21 protein-coding genes and 1 tRNA gene are annotated in these 20,156 nt (G+C 44.0%); 17 read left to right on the plus strand and 5 right to left on the minus strand.

The features are described from left to right. The first annotated feature begins 1 nt into the window (after position 1). From MCUP_RS02100 to MCUP_RS02120, 5 genes are read left to right on the plus strand one after another with little or no spacing between them, the layout of a single operon-like run. Entirely contained in the window at positions 2 to 781 is a 780-nt protein-coding gene (locus MCUP_RS02100) for a shikimate dehydrogenase family protein (protein ID WP_048057391.1), read from the plus strand. Next, the gene (gene aroC / locus MCUP_RS02105; protein ID WP_013737016.1) at positions 771 to 1,940 is read left to right on the plus strand and encodes a chorismate synthase; all 1,170 of its coding nucleotides are present in this window, start codon (positions 771 to 773) and stop codon (positions 1,938 to 1,940) included. The genes MCUP_RS02100 and aroC overlap by 11 nt, the downstream gene beginning before the upstream one ends. Next, entirely contained in the window at positions 1,913 to 2,701 is a 789-nt protein-coding gene (locus MCUP_RS02110) for a shikimate kinase (RefSeq protein WP_013737017.1), read from the plus strand. Before aroC ends, MCUP_RS02110 begins: the two co-directional genes overlap by 28 nt. Next, positions 2,676 to 3,875, plus strand: a complete 1,200-nt coding sequence (locus MCUP_RS02115; protein WP_013737018.1) for a 3-phosphoshikimate 1-carboxyvinyltransferase — start codon at positions 2,676 to 2,678, stop codon at positions 3,873 to 3,875. Before MCUP_RS02110 ends, MCUP_RS02115 begins: the two co-directional genes overlap by 26 nt. A 39-nt stretch (positions 3,876 to 3,914) precedes the next feature. Further along, positions 3,915 to 4,526, plus strand: coding sequence for a type I 3-dehydroquinate dehydratase (locus tag MCUP_RS02120; protein WP_048057698.1), 612 nt, complete (start codon positions 3,915 to 3,917; stop codon positions 4,524 to 4,526). Here the strand turns inward: MCUP_RS02120 and MCUP_RS02125 are convergent, their stop codons facing one another. Beyond that, positions 4,527 to 4,832 (minus strand): Rieske (2Fe-2S) protein, encoded by a 306-nt coding sequence (locus MCUP_RS02125; RefSeq protein WP_013737020.1) that lies wholly within the window; start codon positions 4,830 to 4,832, stop codon positions 4,527 to 4,529. 153 nt (positions 4,833 to 4,985) lie between these two features. Between MCUP_RS02125 and MCUP_RS02130 the strand changes: the two genes are divergently transcribed. The 12 genes from MCUP_RS02130 to MCUP_RS02185 all read left to right on the plus strand — a co-directional run bounded on the left by MCUP_RS02130 (position 4,986) and on the right by MCUP_RS02185 (position 12,630). Further along, positions 4,986 to 5,276, plus strand: a complete 291-nt coding sequence (locus MCUP_RS02130; RefSeq protein WP_013737021.1) for a hypothetical protein — start codon at positions 4,986 to 4,988, stop codon at positions 5,274 to 5,276. After that, positions 5,267 to 6,907: a helicase C-terminal domain-containing protein gene (locus MCUP_RS02135; protein ID WP_013737022.1), complete on the plus strand. Its 1,641-nt coding sequence runs from the start codon at positions 5,267 to 5,269 to the stop codon at positions 6,905 to 6,907. Before MCUP_RS02130 ends, MCUP_RS02135 begins: the two co-directional genes overlap by 10 nt. A gap of 1 nt (position 6,908) precedes the next feature. Further along, entirely contained in the window at positions 6,909 to 7,679 is a 771-nt protein-coding gene (locus MCUP_RS02140; protein WP_013737023.1) for a thioredoxin family protein, read from the plus strand. Between the two features lie 63 nt (positions 7,680 to 7,742). Then, positions 7,743 to 8,267, plus strand: coding sequence for a 50S ribosomal protein L16 (locus tag MCUP_RS02145; RefSeq protein WP_013737024.1), 525 nt, complete (start codon positions 7,743 to 7,745; stop codon positions 8,265 to 8,267). Next, entirely contained in the window at positions 8,264 to 9,262 is a 999-nt protein-coding gene (dph2, locus tag MCUP_RS02150) for a diphthamide biosynthesis enzyme Dph2 (protein WP_013737025.1), read from the plus strand. The genes MCUP_RS02145 and dph2 overlap by 4 nt, the downstream gene beginning before the upstream one ends. A gap of 2 nt (positions 9,263 to 9,264) precedes the next feature. Beyond that, positions 9,265 to 9,840, plus strand: a complete 576-nt coding sequence (locus MCUP_RS02155; protein ID WP_013737026.1) for an exosome complex RNA-binding protein Csl4 — start codon at positions 9,265 to 9,267, stop codon at positions 9,838 to 9,840. Next, complete coding sequence (locus MCUP_RS02160) at positions 9,824 to 10,096, plus strand: DNA-directed RNA polymerase subunit L (RefSeq protein ID WP_013737027.1); 273 nt, start codon at positions 9,824 to 9,826, stop codon at positions 10,094 to 10,096. The genes MCUP_RS02155 and MCUP_RS02160 overlap by 17 nt, the downstream gene beginning before the upstream one ends. Then, on the plus strand, positions 10,093 to 10,326 hold the full coding sequence (locus MCUP_RS02165) for a hypothetical protein (RefSeq protein WP_013737028.1): 234 nt from the start codon (positions 10,093 to 10,095) through the stop codon (positions 10,324 to 10,326). Before MCUP_RS02160 ends, MCUP_RS02165 begins: the two co-directional genes overlap by 4 nt. A 21-nt stretch (positions 10,327 to 10,347) precedes the next feature. Then, positions 10,348 to 10,680: a transcription factor S gene (locus MCUP_RS02170; RefSeq protein ID WP_013737029.1), complete on the plus strand. Its 333-nt coding sequence runs from the start codon at positions 10,348 to 10,350 to the stop codon at positions 10,678 to 10,680. A gap of 292 nt (positions 10,681 to 10,972) precedes the next feature. After that, a tRNA-Arg gene (locus tag MCUP_RS02175) sits at positions 10,973 to 11,062 on the plus strand. Positions 11,063 to 11,137: 75 nt separating this feature from the next. Beyond that, positions 11,138 to 11,803 (plus strand): nucleotidyltransferase family protein, encoded by a 666-nt coding sequence (locus tag MCUP_RS02180; protein ID WP_013737030.1) that lies wholly within the window; start codon positions 11,138 to 11,140, stop codon positions 11,801 to 11,803. An 11-nt stretch (positions 11,804 to 11,814) separates the two neighbouring features. Next, positions 11,815 to 12,630 carry an SIS domain-containing protein gene (locus MCUP_RS02185; RefSeq protein WP_013737031.1) on the plus strand — a complete coding sequence of 272 codons (816 nt, stop codon included), beginning with the start codon at positions 11,815 to 11,817 and terminating at the stop codon, positions 12,628 to 12,630. A 55-nt stretch (positions 12,631 to 12,685) separates the two neighbouring features. Here MCUP_RS02185 and MCUP_RS02190 read toward each other — a convergent pair whose 3' ends face one another. The 4 genes from MCUP_RS02190 to slaA all read right to left on the minus strand — a co-directional run bounded on the left by MCUP_RS02190 (position 12,686) and on the right by slaA (position 20,134). After that, on the minus strand, positions 12,686 to 13,555 hold the full coding sequence (locus MCUP_RS02190; RefSeq protein ID WP_013737032.1) for a glycosyltransferase family 2 protein: 870 nt from the start codon (positions 13,553 to 13,555) through the stop codon (positions 12,686 to 12,688). Between the two features lie 90 nt (positions 13,556 to 13,645). Continuing rightward, a complete protein-coding gene (locus MCUP_RS02195; RefSeq protein ID WP_013737033.1) occupies positions 13,646 to 14,689 on the minus strand; it encodes a glycosyltransferase family 4 protein in 1,044 nt (347 codons plus the stop codon). Positions 14,690 to 14,748: 59 nt separating this feature from the next. Beyond that, on the minus strand, positions 14,749 to 15,981 hold the full coding sequence (gene slaB, locus MCUP_RS02200) for an S-layer protein SlaB (protein ID WP_013737034.1): 1,233 nt from the start codon (positions 15,979 to 15,981) through the stop codon (positions 14,749 to 14,751). Positions 15,982 to 16,015: 34 nt separating this feature from the next. Next, a complete protein-coding gene (slaA, locus tag MCUP_RS02205; protein WP_237698009.1) occupies positions 16,016 to 20,134 on the minus strand; it encodes an S-layer protein SlaA in 4,119 nt (1,372 codons plus the stop codon). Positions 20,135 to 20,156: the final 22 nt, after the last annotated feature.

Below are 20,156 nucleotides of genomic sequence, written 5' to 3' on the forward strand. Positions count from 1 at the left end.
GCTGGATTGCAGGGAGATAGGGGCAAAAACTAAGCTACTGGGAGTCCTCGGAGAGAAGATAAGCTACTCCCTCTCCCCGAGGATACACAACTTCAGCTTCAGCAAGATGGGAGTTAATGCGATCTACGTCGTTTTCGATGTACCCAGTTCCCGGTTTGACAAAACAATCAAAGGCTTACTTGAACTGACCTATGGCATAAATGTTACCATACCGTACAAGGAGAGAGTGATAAGTCACCTGGACGATCTCACCTCTGAGGCCGAGAGGATCGGCGCTGTCAATACCGTTCATGAGAGAAGAGGCTATAACACGGACTACCTTGCGATAAAGAGCCTAGTGTCGTCGAAATTTAACTCAGGCGGATCTGCCCTCATTTTAGGAGCTGGAGGGGCCTCCAGAGCTGCGGCGTTCGCACTAGGAGACCTTGGATATAAGATATTGATAGTTAACAGGACTAGAGAGAGAGGAGAGGAACTGGTGTCTAAACTATCTGAACATGGAATCAATGCGAGATTCACTACAGGTTGCAATGCGGATTATGAAATCCTAGTTAACACAATACCTGATCCTAGTGCAGTTCCTATGGACTGTGTAAAAGGCAAACTAGTAGTGGAGTTCGTCTACGACAAAGAGAGTCCATTCTTAAGGAGAGCGCGTGAGTTAGGGATGAAGGTCATCGACGGACTTGAGATATTAGTGAGACAGGCAATGGAGGCTGAAAAGATATGGTTTGGAAAATCTTTAGAGGACTCAGAGGTGGTGAGAACTATTGCCGGGTAACTCTTTCGGTAAGATCTTTACCATAACGACGTTCGGTGAGAGTCACGGGCAGGCTGTGGGCGTCATCATAGATGGTGTCCCAGCGGGGCTCAGACTATCTCAAGAGGATATAGAGTTCGAGTTGTCCTTTAGAAGGCCAGGTCGACTTTACGTCTCCGGAAGGAGAGAGAGGGACATCCCAGAGATCTTAAGCGGTGTATACAACGGTAGAACTACCGGTTCTCCTATAGCGATAATTGTTAAGAACACTGACGTAATTTCCTCATTTTATGAAGAGGTTAAGATTAAGCCTAGACCAGGGCATGCGGACCTTCCTTTCATTATGAGGTACGGTTACGAGAACTGGGACTACAGAGGTGGGGGTAGATCAAGCGCTAGGGAAACGGTAGGACGGGTAGCAGCCGGGGCTTTAGCCAAGAAACTGCTTATGTATCACGACACGTGGATAGCTGGACGCCTTAAGAGTCTGGGTCTAGTCGACTCCCCTCCAGCTGATTTCTTAAGTATCCTTTGCTCGAAGTACAGTCCCGTTAGGGCGTCAGATCAAGACACAGAGTTAAAATTTGAGGAATTGGTTAAACAGGCTACAGTAGAGGGGGATAGCTTAGGAGGGGTAGCCGAGATAGTTGTGAGGAATCCTCCTGCCGGAATGGGGGAACCCGTTTTCGACAAAATCAAGGCCGATTTAGCTAAGGCTTTACTCTCCATTCCAGCTGTAACCGGGTTCGAGTACGGTCTGGGTTTCAACGCTGCTAAGATGAAGGGGAGCGAGGCTAACGACGCGATCGTAAAGAGAGGCGAGAAGCTAGGATGGAGAGATAACAAGTCTGGAGGTATATTAGGCGGGATAACCACCGGCGAGGACATAGTTTTGAGATGTTCGTTCAAACCCACTAGCTCTATAAGGAAACCGCAAGGAACTGTGAACCTCATGACGGGGGAACCGGCTGAGATCTCAGTGATAGGAAGACATGACCCTGCGGTAGCAATAAGAGGTGTGTCCGTAGCGGAATCGATGGTTGCAATAACTTTAGCGGACCATTCACTAAGGTCAGGCTTTATACCTCCGGTTAAACTGGAGAGCAAAGAGGCTGAGATAGTGGAAAACAGATGGAGGAGGTATATGGAGGAATGCAAGCGTACGGAGGCGTCTCGATAATTAACGCTCTGCCCTCATGGTATGGCTCTTCGATGGCTATCGACATGAAGGTGAAGGTAAGAGTATGGGAAGGTAAAAGAAACTCCGACGATAAGTTGGTTAATGAGATACTCGACTACTTTGCGAGCCTAAACGTACCAGACCTTCGCGTTGAGATAGAGTCCGAAATCCCAATTGGCTCAGGATTGAAGAGCAGCAGCGCCCTCTCTACCGCCTTGATAGGTGAGATAGCTCAGAAGTTCTCCTTGAAGGTAGACGTTACTAAGCTTTCTGCCATCCTCTCTCTTAAGGCTGGAGTCTCATATACGGGGGCGTTCGACGATGCGGTCTCGTCATGGTATGGAGGGATCTCCTTTACATACAACAAGGAGTTCAAATTGATTAAGACGCAGAGAGCCAGTGAGGATATGATCGTTCTTCTCTTGGCTAGAGGGGGGAAGACTAGAGTGGACATGAGTAAGTTAAGGGCTTTCAGGACCCTTTTCTTAGAGTTCTTTAATATCGCTATGTCAGGAAGGATATGGGAGGCGATGAAGTTAAATGGGATTGCGGTGGCAACGATTCTAGGTTACTCCTCAGAGCCTATAGAGAGCTCACTGAGGGCTGGAGCTCTGGCCTCTGGCATATCCGGAAACGGACCCTCTTATTTCGCCGTGGCGAAGGAGGGAGAGGAAGGTCCCATCTTAGAGGCGCTTGAGAAGTTTGGTAAAGTTAAACTAGTGAGGGCGATAAACCTTGATAATAGGGATAGAACGATCTAGAATTGAAGGAGAGGTTAAGGCTCCACCCTCAAAAAGCTTCGCCATAAGATACGTTCTCCTCTCTTTGATTACGGACGTTAAGCTGGAATCGATCCCCAGTTCAGACGACGTAACGGTAGCTAATAAGGTAGTTCATGACCTTAAGGACGGGAGAGACGAACTGTTCTTAGGCGGTTCCGCTACTACCTTGAGGATGGTAATCCCCATCCTACTAGCTCTCGGAAGGAAAATCAAGATAGATGGAGATCAGACGTTAAGGAGGAGACCCCTGAACTCACTTAGATATCTAAAGGGTGGAAAGTTCACAACTTTACAACCTAATGCTAACGGTTCCATTAGCCTGCCTATGGTGGTCGAAGGGAAGCTGGAACAGGAAACTGAGATAGAAGGTTGGGAGAGCAGTCAATACGTTTCTGGATTAATTTACGCCTATTGCATTTTAGGATACGGTAGGATCAAGGTAATTCCTCCGGTTTCCTCTAAAGGATACATTCACATGACGGCAGACGTGATAAACTCCGTTGGAGGGAAGGTGGAGATTAGGGATGACGTTATTGAGATAAAATGCTCCAAGTTGAAAAAATTTCACGGCAGTGTGCCGGGGGACTACGCTTTGGCCTCCTTCTACGCCATAGGAGCTCTGATAACTGGGGGAGAGATCAAAATAAGTAGCCTTTACCCTCCACCTAGTTACTTTGGGGACCATGAGATAGTTAACATGATAAAGCAAACGGGAGCCGTAAGCGAAGTTACGGGAGACACCTGGTTTGTCAAAGGTTCTGACGTTAGGAGACCTTTAGCCGTCTCAATAAATGACGTACCGGATCTAGCCCCCTCTTTGGCCGGGCTTATGGCAACAATACCTGGAGAATCAAAGATGTTGGACAGCGAGAGGTTGAGAATCAAGGAGAGCGACAGGATAAATACGATAATTAGCACTCTCCGAAGCTTTGGCATAGATGCTCACTACTCTTCTGGGACCATAACGATAGTTGGAGGCGAGCCTAAAAGGGGGGAGATAACTTGCCCTAACGATCACAGGATCGCTATGCTAGCTGGAGACCTTGCCCTGAGAGCCGGAGGGATTGTAAAGAACGCCGAATGCGTGTCTAAGAGCAATCCTAACTACTGGAAGGACTTGGCGAGTTTAGGAGCCAAGATAAGGGAGATTTAAACAAAGAAAGATATTAACGCTAAACACATGTTCTCATTGATGAAACCAGAAATAGTGGTCTCTCTACCCGTAACGAGGCCTGATGACTTGAACAAAGTAAATAAAATAGATGGATTAGTAGAGCTCAGGCTTGACTACTCCACAGAACTTCCTAACCCGGAGGAACTGATACCTTTTAAACACAAGGTTCTTGTGACCTTGAGGGATAAAGAGGAAGGTGGGAGGATAAAATACGACGTTGATTTTAAGGCGAAGTACCTTGAGAGACTGAACGAACTCGGGATTCTATATGACGTTGAGGCTTCCTTCCTTGAAAGGAGGAAGATCGAGTACGTGGGGAAGATAGTGTCCGCACATTACTTCTCGTCTCTCCCCTCAACGGAGGAGATAGATCAGCTCTTTAGAAAGTATGAGGGGGCGTACACGATAAAGGTTGCAGTGGCCTCTTTGCCAGGCTACAGAGAACTGCTTTCATACGTATCAGGGAAGCCTAACGCGACCTTCATGCCCATGTCTAACGACCCGATAGAAAGGTTAGCCTTCTCGCTTCTAGGTTCAAAACTCCTCTACACTTACCTTGAATCTCCTACAGCTCAGGGACAGTTGAGCTACACGCAGGCGAAACAGATATTGGAGTGCATATTTAAATGACTAGCTTACTTCTTCTAAATTCAGGTTACTTCCGTTAACTTTTACAGAATAAACCTTTATACTTCTCTTTGAGGCCCCTTTTAATGGTCTACCGTCCTTCACTGAGAAGTGACTAAAGTGACATTGGCATACTAACTCCTCTCTTATTAGCACTCCGTATTTACTTAGATCACACCCTAGGTGGGGACACTTGTTATCAAACGCTAGATATCTCTCCCCCCCTAGATAAATCAGAAGGATCTCTTTGTTCTCCACCAAGATCTTCTTCTTCTCTCCCACTCTCATCTCAGGTCTTTCTATGATCACGGATTATCTTGATGGACCTTAAGCTTAAAAAACTCCACGATTTTCCCTTCATATAAGTTACTTAATAATCTAGTTATATGTGTCCAAATGCCCTGAAAGTTTAGTAGATTATTTTATAATGTTAAAACACTACTATATACCAAGGTGAAAGAAATGATAAGTTATAACGAAGCTTTAAGGACGAAGGTGGACTATAGAATAGTTGAGATAGCTCAAAGCTCTCCTAGCACGGAAGTAAAGGCTATTCTAGTCTTGGACGTATCTCCATCAGAGGAGGTCCTTAAGGAGATAAGTTCGGTAGCAAGAATTGACAACATATTTAGCTTCATGATGACTGTTAAAGTGAAGGGAAAGGCCTCAGAGATAGCTAGACTAGGGGAGAAGTCCTTCGTAAGGTATATAATGCTAGACGAAGTTATTGCCAGGACACAGGAGTGGAGCTAAGGAACTGGCAATCCACCCTAAAGGATAAGGTAGCAAAGGCGTTAAAACAAGGTATTTTAGTTGCCTTACAATCTCCCACAGGGAGTGGGAAGACACTTTTCTCTTTAGTCTCCGCTTTGGAAGTTAAACCCAAGGTCTTGTTCGTTGTAAGGACCAATAACGAGTTCTACCCAATTTATAGAGACGCTAAGAAGCTAGGCAAGAAGTTCTCATTCCTTATGGGAAAGTCCAAATCGTGCCTTTACTCAGACGAGAGCGCGGAATCAGAGGACATAGAGTGTTCCCTATGTGACTCCAGTTCGGTAACCCAAGTGGAGATGAAGGACCCGCCCTTCTCGGTCTTGAAGGGGTTGAAGGAGAGAGGGAGGATAGAGAAGTTTTGCCCATATTTCTCAATTCTGAGCTCTATAAGCGAGGCGGACGTAGTTGCGGTAACCTATCCTTATCTGTTCGTCCCTAGGACGAGAGAATCCTTGGATTTAGATCTAGATAAGACCGTGATAATTGTAGACGAAGCTCACAACCTAGATAACCTGAACGAGTTGGATGAGAGGAGGATCAACGAACAGACAGTAAACCTAGCGCTCAAGGAGGTCAAGAGCGAGGAATCTAAAAGGATCTTAGAGAGGTTAAAAGCCGAAATAAAGAGGTCTGTGCATCCCGATGAGAGGTACATCAAAGTGGAGAATTACCCAAAGCTTGACGAGAACGAGCTAGAGCTACTCGAGGATGAGTACAAAGATAGGAGAGAGGAGATGATAAGGAATAAAGCGATCAAGAGACTGCACATAGGTAGCGTAGTTAAGTTCTACGACTCCATTAAGTACTACGGCCCTAACGACGCTCAGGTCTTCTCCATGAGGGGGAGCTTAGTGTTGAAACCGCTCCTCCCTACGTCCTACCTCTCAATACTAAACGAAGAAGTTCCGGTTCTCCTCATGTCCGGTACGATGCCTCCAAAGGACTATTTAGTTAACGTGTTTGGAATAAAAAGGAAGATACTTTACGTTGACGTCGAGAGGGAGTTGAAGGAGAAGGTGACGGGGTCTTTCGATTGCATGTTGGCAGTTGATGTCACCTCCTCATTTTCAAGTAGAGGGGAACTGATGTGGAGGAAGTACGCTAGCTACCTGCTGATGATATACTATCAGGCTAGATCTAACGTTTTAGCGATCTTCCCAAGTTACTCGATTATGGATGCTGTGATGAGCCACGTTAAGGTTAACAAGTATGTGGAGGGAAGTAGAACTAACATTGAGGAAATATTGACAGAGTCTAGGAGCAAGAAACTGATAATAGCCGGGGTGGCCAGGGGGAAGCTCTCAGAGGGGGTTGAATTAACCAGCGAGGGGATTAGTATGATAAGTGACGTAGCGCTGTGCGGCATTCCTTACCCGCCTTTCGATGATTACATGAAAATGAGAAGCGAGGCCATCTATAGGTCCACTGGACAACCGATCAAGGAGGTGTTGATCGAAATCCCTGCAGTCATAGCGGTGAAACAAGCTATAGGCAGGGCAATTAGAGGAAAGCACGATCACGCGACGGTTTGGCTTTTAGATAAGAGATTTGAGACTGCGTGGTGGAAGGCAAAGATAAACTGTTTTAATCCAAAAAAGGTAAAGCTATGATATGGAAGTGGAGATCTTCACTCACAAAAATTGCACAGAGTGCAACCTGTTAATAGAGTACTTGGAGAGTAGAGGGCTGTTAGGCAAGGTCAAGCTGGTCGATACCGAACTTTACCCATTCTTAGCTTTGGAGAGGGGGGTTATCTCAACCCCTTCAGTTTTCGTAGATGGGAAGTTGGTTTACGCTGGTAAAGTGGACCTTTATGAGTTAGAGGAGATCTTAAATGGTAACCAGGTGAGTAGAGAGTTTAACAGGGAAGAACTGATCAAGAAATTTATGGAGGGTGTGGTGGACTCCTTCGCAGCCACAGCCTGGCTCTACGTTAATAGGGACTTCGACTCGTTCATGTCGCAGAGGGACTTCGTTTTAGCTGTCACTGGGTTAGCCCTCTCAGATAAAGTTGATGAGGGATATCAATTCCTTAGGGACGTCCTAGTGAAAGACGGTGAGAAGGTGTTAAACGAGTGGGAACCAATGATGCTTAAGAACATATCATCAAACTTCGTTAGGGAAATATATTGGTTGTATGAGAGGAAATTACCTAAGGAGTCTTTATTCTCCAAATATCCGCTAGAGGTTTTCGCCCATTGGCTAATGGTTAGGGGAGGAGCAGTGGGCAGGGTTGGATTGAGAATACACCCTTTAAGCAGCGTTCAAACAATGACGAGGATAGCTAAAGTTTACTCTTACCTTCAGGAAAACTACGACTCCATATGGGATAGAGTTGAGAAGGAGCAGAGGAAGCTCAAGGAGATGAGAGCAGTTCAATGAACCCTTTACGTCCTACGATGTGCAGCCGCTGGTGTTATATACCAGATTGAAGAACTAATCACCATGCCACTAAGACCAGGAAGGTGTTATAGGCATTTCTCAGGTCCAGCTTATACCAGAAAGGAGTACATTCCAGGAGTGCCGCAACCTAAGATAACTAAGTTCACTATGGGTGACCAAAAGAAGGACTACGACTATGAGGTCAGGCTTGTTACTAAACAGATAGGTCAGATAAGGCACAACGCCCTAGAGGCCGCTAGGGTTATCTCGCTCAAACAGATGACCGCAATGGTTGGAAACGAGAGTGACTTCTACCTGTACGTTACTAAATACCCCCATCACGTGATAAGGGAAAACAAAATGATGGCTTTCGCTGGAGCGGATAGACTTCAGGACGGAATGAGATTGTCTTTCGGTAAACCGATAGGAACCGCCGCAAGGATAACTAAGTTGGGAGATGTCATAATGGCCTTGAAGGTGAAAAAGGAGCACTTAGAGTTCGCTAAGAAGGCGTTCAAGGTAGCGTCCAGCAAGATCCCTCTAGATACCGAGATCTCGGTTGTTCCTCTAAAGGAGGAAAAGAAGTGAGTTACGTTTTTGATGAGTCGGCCTTAAGTCAGGAAATAAGGAAAAGAGGAGCTAAAAGGGTACTTCTTCAGTTTCCTGAAGGGCTTAGATACTTCTCAACGGAGCTCGTCCAAAAGTTATCCTCCTCTTTACCTGACGTGGAGTTCCTAATCTCGGGGGAGCCAAGCTGGGGAGCCTGCGATGTGGCTGAGGACGAAGCTAATCTCTTAAGAGTGGACCTGCTGGTTCACTTCGGTCACTCACCTTACACTTGGTACTATCCTAAGTTCCCAACGCTTTTTGTAAGGGCTGAGAGCACATTGGAGCTGGACGACGAGACGATATCTAAGTTAAAGAACAAGTTGGAGGAAATGAAGGTTAACTCGGTTGCGTTAACCTCAACAGTTCAACACGCTTCTCTCCTGTCAAGGATAAAGAAAGCGCTAACTCCTCGTTTTAAGGTCGAGATAGGAAGACCCTCTTCACCTTTCATGAACGATGGCCAAGTGTTGGGATGTGACTACAGATCCGCAATGGTTGAGGCTGACGTTCAGGTTAACGTTTCAGGTGGGCTCTTTCATGCGTTAGGACTAGGTTTGGCTACGAATAAGCCCGTCCTTAAGCTAGATCCTTACACTAAGCAAGTTGAGGACATAACTCCTCAGGTTTTCAAAATCATGAAGATTAGATATTCTAAGATAATGGAAGCTATGGACTCAACTACATGGGTCATAGTTCAAGGGTTGAAAGTGGGTCAGAACAGACCGCTTATGGTGAGATCCTTAGAGAGTAAGCTCAAGTCCATGGGCAAGAAAACTTTCGTTGTAACTAGCAAAGTTCTAAATCAGGATGCCCTCAGGAACCTGGACAGGAGTTACATCGACGTGTTTGTGGTCACCTCATGTCCCAGGCTTCCCACAGACGATCTATACTCTTATGAGAAGCCTGTGCTCACTCCTGGCGAAGCGAAAATGATTATAACCAATAAGTTAGAACCATACATATTTCCGTGGTGAAAATGGGAAATCAGGGAGACCTTACAACACCTGGCGAACTATTAGGAGTTATCGAGGAGTTCACACCAGGTGAAGGTTGTTATGAACATCAAGGACAAGTAAGGGCGGCAGTTGTTGGAAAAGTCTTCTACGATATGATTAACAGGAAAAGTAACATAATACCTGAGAGAAAGAATCTCAGTTTCAAATTGAGGAAAGCCAAATACGTCTATGGGGTAGTTTCATCGCTTAAGGAAGATTACGCTATAGTGGAAGTGAGTGGAGTGGAGGAGAGATTTATAAATCCCTCCATAACGGGTTACCTGCACATTTCACAAGTGGCTCAAAAGCACGTTAAGGACCTCAGGGACGCGATAAGGCCATCTGACGTAATAAAGGCTAAACCTATTTCCTTCACTTACCCTCTGCAACTTACATTGCGAGGTAGGGACTTAGGTGTGATCATAGCTTACTGCTCCGTTTGCGGCACTCTAATGATCAAAGCTGACGAGGAACATTTAAAATGTCCGAATTGCAATAACGTTGAACCTAGGAGAATAGGTCCCTATACGGTGAGAGGAAATGGAAGTCGTAGTTGAGAAGAAGGACGACAATTACGTGGAGTTTAGAATTCAGGGGGAGGATCACACCCTCGGTAACCTGGTGGCTGCAACAATGAGGAGAGTCCCAGGGGTCATCCTTAGTACCTACTATTTACCACATCCCCTTAAGGATGAACTGATAATAAAAGTCAAAACTGATGGGTCCATCTCGCCCGTGGACGCTCTGAAAAAAGCGATAGAGCAAATAGAGAAGACCGCTGAGTCCTTTCTTCAAGATTTAGAGAAGGTATGACCTTGAAGGGGACCAGGACCGCAATTCTGGTTGACGGGTCCATATGCGTCTTTCAAGGAAGGTACCTAGAACATCTTTTTTGGGAAAAGGATCAATTTTATAGAAGCGAAGTTAAGAAAGAGATAAACTTCAGCAACTTCGGTTTAGGAAAACAATATTCTGGAGATCTAATAGGAGAGTGCTTTAGGATAGTGAATTTGATATCGAAAAAATTAAAAAAGATGGAGTAGAGTCTTATCGAAGGTGTTCTATTGAAGTTCTGTCCGAAATGTAAGTCTATGATGACTCCGAGGAAAATTAATGGAAACGTGATCTACAAATGCGTCAAGTGCGGATACGAAGATGAGGGACCCAGATCTCAGATAATTTCCTCTAAGGTAAAACACAGTGAAACTGAAAGGACCATAGTTATAGAAGACCAACAGTTACCTGCAGGAACACAAAAGATGAGAGGTGTGCTTTGTTCTAAGTGTGGAAACGATGAGGTCTACTTCTGGATGTTACAAACTAGGGCAGCGGATGAGCCGCCTACTAGATTTTACAAGTGCACGAGATGCGGAAAGGTGTGGAGAGAATACGAATAACGTTAAGATGACTCGGACCAATTTCAGTAAAATTGACAAATTGATCGTGTGAAATTCAAGAACAAGGGGGAGACGAACTTAAGACCCTCGATCTTAGAACCTGAATGCCTTCTAATGAAAAGGGTAAAGCACCTCTCTGGACCTATACAATTTCGAGAGTTGTTTGGCAGAAGTGAAGCTTAACATCTCCTTAAGGAGTTGAAACCATGCACCTCCTCTCATATGTCTTGAACGTTTGAGGCGACCAAAAAGGAGCGTAAATCTTTTTTGATACCTCCGACTTTTAAGATAGGGACCCGTAGCTCAGCCAGGATAGAGCGCCGGCCTTCTAAGGAAGGCCAAAGTGAGCCGAGGGTCGGGGGTCCGAATCCCCCCGGGTCCGCTTCCACAACTGCTTTTTAGAAAACAAATTTTATCCATACATTAACCTTAAATTCTCTCGCATTTACTGTGAAGCGTGAAAGCAATAATTCTAGCAGGAGGTTATGGAAAGAGATTGAGGCCTTTTACAGATGAGAAACCAAAACCTCTGTTAGATATTGGTGGTAGACCCATATTGGAGTGGCAGATTCTCTGGCTTAAGAGGTTTGGGATAACTGAGATCGTTCTCCTGACTGGATATAAGAGGGAGGTCCTAATCGATTGGGCTTCGCAAAACTCTGATAGACTTGGTGTAAACTTCGTGTTTAGTGTGGAGAACGAGCCGTTGGGAACTGGAGGTGCAATAAAGAAGGTAAAGCATTTCGTAAACGAAGACTTCCTAGTCGTTAACGGTGATATTTTAACTAACCTCGACGTCACGAGGTTGCAAGACATGTCGATAGCGTTAGTTCCGCTGCGAAGCCCATATGGTGTAGTGAAAACTGAAGGTGACGTTATTACAGAATTCACTGAGAAACCTATCCTTTACGACTATTGGATTAACGCTGGGGTGTACAAGTTTAACCCAGATATCTTCGAGTACTTACCGGATAAAGGCGATGTAGAGAAGATAACCTTTCCGGCATTAACTAAGGGGAGACTCATAAAGGGAATTAAGTTCAGTGAGGCCTACTGGAGGTCCATAGACTCCGTAAAGGATATGGAGGAGGCCTCATTAGAGGTAGAAGATAAAATTAAATGAGGTGCTTTACCTTGCTATATGAAGACTGGAAAGAGCAATACGTTAGCTCTATATCAGTAGATGTACCTTCAGTGTCTGGAGAGGTCTCCTGCTTTGGGATGGGAGGAAGCGGAGTCGCCTGCGAAATTATGAGGGCTTTTTATCCCTTAAACAAGGACATCAAGAACTCTGACACTTTGATAGTTTTAAGTTATTCAGGAAACACTTCAGAGACCTTGAGAGTTATGAAGGAGTTTAAAGGGAGGGTAATAGCTATAACGAGCGGGGGGAAGATCTCTGAGCTTAACGTGGAGAAGGTGTTGATTAAGGGAGGGCTGCAACCTAGATTCGCGTTTCCCCAACTCTTCACGCCTCTTGTAAAGATGTTGAGGCCGGACTTAGTTAACGGGTTGATTGAAGGGATTGACAACGAGAGGGCCAAAGCGTTAGCTAAGGAGTTGTTCTCTTACATTAGAGACAAGATACCTGTCTTCTACGGGTCCACCTTCTTGGGCGTTGCGAAAAGGTTTAAACAGGAAATCAACGAGAACGGGAAGTACCCGGCCTTCTTCGGTGAGATACCTGAAGTCAATCACAACGAGGTGGAAGGCTACGTTCATGGCGAGAGATTAGCTCCCGTCGTGTTCGCAGGGAATAAATTAGACGAGGTAACCTCAAAGCTAATAGGAGCCAAAACTGTTAGGATTGAGAGTATCAGAGACGTGTCCTTTTTGATCCAAACTGCGGGTTTCCTGTCCCTTGAGGTAGCTAGAGAAATGAATGAGGATCCAACTCTCCTTCACAAAATACCTGAGGGTAGAAAGCAAGTGGAGAGATTAGACTTTTGAGTTTTCTGACTTCTTTGGCTTTAAGCTTGAGACTCGCTCGATAAAGGCCTTAAAACTACTTTAAGTTTTCTAGGATAGCGTAAGGTACGGATAAAACTAATGACAGACCTGGTAACAAGTTTAGGAGATACCTTTTTGGACCCCTATAGTAATACATCCCAGTCGCTATTACGGGAACGTAAAGTATTGAAATTATGGGAAGGAAAATCGAGGCGATCCCCAAGACGTAATAGCTCCCAAAGTAAACGTATCCCGTTAAAAAGGTAATGTCAACGAGACCGTCCCTAACGAGCCTCAGATCGTACTTTGATCTCCATAGGTTCCTTTTAGCTTCAATTAAGGACGACCTAAACGTTTTCCTAGCGTGAAGGTCATTGAGGTGTAAACATTTGCCATTAAGGGTTGATGGACTGTACCCCATCTTCCTCAACTTAGCGTAGAGCCAAACGTCTTCGTCCCTTTCGTACTTTTCATCGAATCCTCCAACACTCCTAATTACTTCAACGTTCAGGGCTGCGCACCCCAGATTCGGGTTGTTCTCTCCCTTTGATAGAGGAGTGTCCATCTCGCTCTCGGAGTAGGCGTAATGAAGCCACACGTACGGATGTTCTGATAGCTTGGCAATCATCTCCCTCGTGTGATCAGGTCTGATAACAACGTCACTGTCCATCATAATTACGAACTTGTCCTTCGTCAAATCAAGCATTTTATTCCTAAGTCTGGCCATGTTCACCTTCTTCATTCTCCTGTCTCGAATGTAAGTGATTTTATCTTTATAACTTGAAAGAAACCTATGTATGTCCTCTCTCTCGCTGTTGTCGTATATTATAACCTCATCTACGGGTTGTGAAACTGCTGAGGACAAAGAAACTTTTAGCCACTCCAACTTATCGTTAGGGCCTACCGGCATCACCAACTGAGCCATATCTAAGGATAAATCTCTTAGAATAAGGATTTATCGGAAACCCAAAGAGGTCTCGACTCGTCTTGATTCGCTTTGATCCCCATGGGAAAGTTACAGATACCTTGAGATTGCACTAAACATCTTCTCTTCAAATGTGTCCTTCCTAAATTCTTGAGCTTTGACATTCAGCTCCTTCCTTTTTGAACTGGGTACTTTCAAAGCGTTTAACACCAGGTCCTTGGCCTCCTCGAGGTCCCTATACGCCCAAGGTGAAACCTCACTGGCCCCGCTCTCCCTTGGAACTACAGGAATCAAACCAGCGCTCATGGCCTCAACGACAGGGGTCCCGAAATGCTCTCCTATAGTGGGATGGAAATAAACAGGAGTTTCCTTCATTACCTCAACTATGACCTCTCCCGGTTGATTAGTTAGTATTTCCACATTAGCTCCGGTTCGACTTATTATTCTAATCAACTTCTTGTGATATTCCCTCTCAATCAAGGAACCTATTATTATTCCTTTTAACCCCGTCTTCAATGAGAGATATATTGAGTTCTCTAAGGTTTTACCTCTTTCAATGCGAGCTATAGTCAGGAACTGTTCCTTAGTTTTACTCTCAGTGAATCCCCTTGAGTAAAACTCTACGTCGACTGGAGGATATATAACATCTGATTCGACATCGTAAACCTCCTTTATTGCTCTAGAAGAGTACCTAGAGTTAGCTATGAACTTGGCCCTCTTCGCCTCCTTCTTAAAGTTCTTCACAATTTTACTGAATGGTAATAAATAAAGCCTCCAAAATAAGGACCTATTATACTTTGAAGGTATGCTTGAGATCGACGGACCACCAGCGTAAATCACATGAGGCGCTATATCGGATAGAGGTATGGGTACTCCCGAAGCGTTAAGGAATAACTTAGGCCTCAATTTCCTTGCAGGCAGTAAAGTGAGTACCCTTTGATACTTATCAAACTTAGGGATAGAGAAGGGAAAGAAATAACTTGACGGAATAGGGAACTTAGGCTTACAGAAGCTCACGGCAGTGTAATCAACGTTCCTCTTCTGTAACATATCGAAAAGGGAAAAGTAAACCTTCCCCTCACCACTGATTGCCTTAGTCATCCCAATTCCGTGAGCTATAACTGCTACTTTCACGCATCAAGAAAATGAGCTAAAGAGTTTTAAAACCTTCTGAAAGGGGAATTAAAAAAAGATTAACTTACTTTTCTGAATAGTAATATAAGTACTACTATAGCTATTATTATCGCTATTACGCTTACAGCTAACGCTATGTCGACTGTCCCAGATATAGAGCCAACTCTTCCACTTAAGGAGGAGTACTCACTGTTGAGCGTCTGAACTGATGACTGCAAGCTCGTTATTGAGGCGTTCAACGAAGATAGTTTCTGAGTTAAGCTGTTAACCGTGTTGGTTAGGCTACTTACCGTTCCACTTAGGCTGTTAACCGTGTTGGTTAGGCTTATCAATGAGGCGTTCAACGAAGATAAGGTCTTAGAAATCGCAGCTTGCTCATTTAAGTTCACGGTTAGGGGTAAGGTAACCTGATTTGAGTTCATTCCGGCGTAGGTCGCCACTATCTGTAGGTCGCTTTCGTATTGAACGTTGTTCACTGTAACGTTAAACACGTAGTTTCCGTTCATGTATTGAGCTGTGTATGTGGTTCCGTTATACGTAGCAGTTACCGTAGCCCCGCTTACAGGTTGACCTAGATAAGTTACAGTGGTATAAACTGTTAAGGTGGTACCTCCTAACATTGTTATTCCAGTTCCGGATTGGACGTTTTGAAGGTAGACGTTTGGTGAGATCACTTTCACCACACTGAGGATCAGCGCTTGAACCTGAACTGTAACCTTAACGGTTAACGGTTGAGGAGCTGTGACCGTTATGTTCTCCTCCGCCGTTGCGTAAGGAGCTGGTGGAACAACACGTAAGGTATAAGTTCCGGAAGGTAACTGCAACGTCGCTATTCCTGAGCCGTTAGTTACGTTTTGTGCAGAGTTAGCCTGAACCGTTGCACCTGAGACAGGAGATCCTTGAGGATTAACCACTATCACCGTGACCGTTGACAATAAAGGTTGGAATTGAAACGTTGTCGAGTTAGTTAGTCCCTGAGACGTCCCTACATGAACCGTATAGGTACCATATTGATATGGCCCCGTAGGTGAAGATGGAAAAGTAAAGGCCTTCAATTGATACGCTCCGGTTGAACTACTTGTAGTCGTGTTCGAATATATGACGCTTCCACTTGGGTTGTATATGGTTATCCCTACTAAGGTGTTAGGAGATGTTGTCCCCTCAATGAAAACCGTTTGACCAGGATGATAGACAGGCTGCGTGGAGACAGTTATTATGGCCGGTGAGGCAAATGAGATAACTGGAACTACTAGAAAAGTTAAAAGGATTAAGGGAAGGAAATTAAATCTCATTTTTTATCACCATGTATATAAAAAGAACGAAAAATTAACTTGCTTCAATTATAGTGGTCACCGATTGCGTATATGGTACTGATAGACCGACGTTTTCATATGGAACGAACGTTACTGTGTAATTACCTGGCATCGTTGGAGTGAACAGAGTACCCACCTGGAAGGACTGTCCGGGGGATAAGGTCACTGTTGATATTACTGGTAACTGAGCTGCACTTCCGTTTATGTATATCTCCAGTACTCCGTATATAGTCTCGTTAACGTTTCCTGTATTAGTTATGTTTACGTATATGTGATATGGAGTTCCCACCTTCATCGAAGTTACTGGCGTGCCGTTGGATAACGTTAATCCTATTTTAGACACGGAGACGTTCAGATGCAGGATTCCAATGTTAAAGTAGGCTGACCCTATCATCTTTAACGCTTGATTGAGCCCTTGGTAGTTATAGTATGTACCCTGCAACACGTTCATGTTAACTACAACTTTGTTTAGTTGACCCGGAGAGTAGGATATTAAACCACTTACACCAGGTGAGTAAACTGTAGGTGGAACTATCCTTAAAAGTCCAGAGTAGTACGGTCCTGAACCTATTTCAGTTAAGATCAGGGTCGTCATCTCACCGTTCAGAGTATTAACTACCGTGACGTTAAATGTGCTTCCGGTCGCTGGTACATTAGGATTGAGAACGGCATCGGGAGCATACACTGTTACGTTCACTAACTCGCCTGCCGTAACGTTGGGGAACGGGACGCTACCTGACGTTACGTTTTCTCCATTGTATATTATGGAAATGACTGGTGGAACTTGTCCATTTATATTCAATGTTACTGTTTTAGACGAAACTGATGGTACATAGTAAGCTGACGCTATGTTCACAGTTCCAGTTGACACATTGGGCACTAACACGTAATGAACTGAATTTACTTGAGGAGTTACTGTTACCACATCAGTTAAGTTAACGTTCAAGGGTATCGACGAACTTATTGGTAGTCCATTCCATAGTGTCATTGGTACAGTTATTATCCATACTGAATTATTATAATAGAAACTCACTTTTGGATTAGATATTAACGCAGACCCAGTTATTAATTGCTTGGAGTTCTGTGTCGATATAGTAGCTATCTGATTTGCTAACAATGATAGCTCGGCAGAGGTTAACGACGAGTAGTTCCCCGCAGTTGAGGGATGTGAGAACAACTGGAACAGAGAAGAGTTTAGCTTTATCTCAAGTTTAGCAAATGGGGAAGCTGGTGTAGGGTTGAGTATAGAATAATTGACACCTGGATTAAGTACAGCAATCTGCTGTTGTGTATAGTAAGGTACGATTGAAGATATGGTAGATGTTCTCCCTATTGAAGCGTTAGCGTTTATCAGGACCACTGTGTCAGGAGCTACGGTGTAGCCAGATGCAGTAATCAAGGAAGTGACGTTATTAACTGAGGCCACACTAGAGTTCCCTAGAACTATAGACCCTCCAAATACAGGAGACCCAGCTGCAACTTCCTTAAGAGTTATAGGCACAGTTACTACGCTAGGCTGAGTGTATCCGTTCCACTCCACTAGCTGAGCGTATATCTTCAAGGAACCTGAATACTTCATGTTAGTAGCTTCCACAAGACCGGGAGAACTTACCGTAACGTTTACCTTCTGTCCAGGAAGTGCTGTTGTTGGAGTTGTTGTTAACGAGAACGGAGACGTAGATAACGTGACTGTAGTGTTAACTTGAGTGTTTGAAGCCGGTGAGGTGTAACTGAAAACTAATTTACCACCGTTTATTATTTTAGTTAATGGAGCGATATCATTCCCATTAATTGAGAAATAGTATGTTCCATTACTATATGTTACAGTGTAGTATATTGATGCAGTGAATTTTCCACTACCTGCAGACGTTTCTACAATAGATATCGTTGTCTTAGATGGTGCCGATGATGAAGGGACTGCTAGATCGTTTGATGAATTCTCCACGTAGATTTTCACGGTTGAAGTTAACACAGAGTTAGGAAGGGTTTGTGCGTATTGCTGATCTGTAACAGTTACGTTAATGTAGTGCTTCTCTGGCAACACGTTATAAGGCAATGGTGGGAAGTAAGCCTGCGATGATGAGCCAGTTGGCGTCAAGACGGTGATTGATGGAGCGTAGGTCTGGAAAGTATATACGAGAGTTAACGTCTGTGACGCTAGCTGATCCTTTATAGTGATCGTTAGGGTTGTACCAGAAGGAATGTAGGACTTTCCTATAACACTTAACAACGCAGCTCTAGGTATGGTAAACGTGAAATTACCATTACCGCTAGGTGAAGTTATATAATGTACTCCTAACGCGCTGAGGTTAGTTGGTATTGGCGAAGAGCCAGGAACTAAAATCTGTGCGCTCTCAGTTGCGAAGGGTATTCCTGAGTAGGAAATTTCTCCATTACTCACAGTTATAGTTGTCGTTTTACCGAAAGCTAAGTTCGGTTCGTAATAGGTAGCCTCAAGATAGTTTGTAACGTTTGATGTGGTTATTGAAGTTCCAGGAGCTGGATAGACTGACGTGAGGGAAGGAGTTCTTACCGCAATAGTGCCTAATCCTGTCTGATTCTTAGGGGCACTAGATCCCAAGAAATAGTATGAGGCACCATAGTCATTGGTTGCGTTTATCAAGATCGTTGTGTTACTGAAATAGGAAGGTGGAAGGTAAACAGTTACGTTTTGTTCATATGGTGGAATAAGTATCCCCGGTTTTGAGGACTGGTTCAGCTCTAGGTAAATTGGTATTGAAAAGATACCTGTACCTTCACCGGTTTCATTAAGACGTACTTGTGCAGAGTAAACCAATTGTGACTTTCCGATCTCCGGTACATATCTAAATTGTATAGGACTACCGGATGAACTTATCAGAGAAATGTAAACGTGTTTAAGCGTAGTTATGTTAGTGAAGTTAGATATGTTGTCGAACGCGTTAACCTGAATGACTGTAGATGTTGAGCTTAAGGATATTGAGAAACTTTGGACAGTGGTCTCTTTGATTTGACCGGTAACATCTATGCTAGCCGAGTTTCCAAATACATCTTGTACGGTTATCTGTATGGGTGTTGACTTAGTAAATAAATTCATGTTTATTAAGTTCTCATATTGAGACCCGGTAACGTAGGAAGGTATATAGGTTGGTGTTGTTGATGTTGCTGGTGTTATAGTAGCGTATTGAGTATTTGTGCTTGTAACTACAGATGAGGTGTAGAGCGTAACGTTGCCGCTGTACACGTCAGCGTAACCAAACAAAGCTAAGGCGTTAGAGTCGTTATTGTCGGCAGATATATTTGTACGTACTGGGCCTCCGTTCATAACTGAAACGTAGGAAACGTTTTGATATACAGTTACTGGTGTTTCACTTGATGGAGAAGTGCTAAATAGCCCATATAACCCATAGAATGGAGATGCTTGAAGTATACTATCGTTGAAGAACACCTCCCAAGTTGAGTTAAGAGGTACATTTGATATGGATGACATCAGAGTTGGAGAGTAATTTGCGGAGTTCGCGTTGTAATTATTTATCGTGATTGAGGGACCTGATGAGTATTTTATAGTAATTTGCTTACTTGAGCCGAAAGTATAATTCAGGTTAGAAACGTTTACGTAAGGCCATAATGATTTAGCTGAAACGATAATGTTATAATTGCTTGTAAGATTGTAGGGAAAACCCTTTACTAATTCAAATTGAGGAATTTTTAACGTGCTATTTAATGTTAAGTAGTAGTTATAATAGGTTTTATAAGGACCTTCAAAAATACCATTGGTGGTTACTTTGCTTGTGTTGCTCATTGTTATGAAGAACCAGAAGTAATGATTGTTGTTATCTACGTAGTAAACCGTTCCATTAAACTGTTTCAACGGTAGAAACTCTGTGCCGTTTCCAACCGATATGTTGCCAAGAACGTACTTTGCCCCTATATAGTTCATAGGAACGTTTGGGTTATAAACGGATACTAAAACGACCACACCTTGACCTATCCACTCGTTGCTGGCCGCTATCGTTATGCCGCTTTGTGTTGAACTTACTTGAGCTTGTGGAACCACTCCTAGTAGAAACGATCCTCCCATCAAGAAAACAAGGAGGATGGAAAGATACCTTGTCGTGTTTTCGTTCATAACTTTCTTCACTGAAAATGCCATAATAGGTGATAATATAAAAAGC

The organism is Metallosphaera cuprina Ar-4 (assembly GCF_000204925.1).
Classification (GTDB): domain Archaea; phylum Thermoproteota; class Thermoprotei_A; order Sulfolobales; family Sulfolobaceae; genus Metallosphaera; species Metallosphaera cuprina.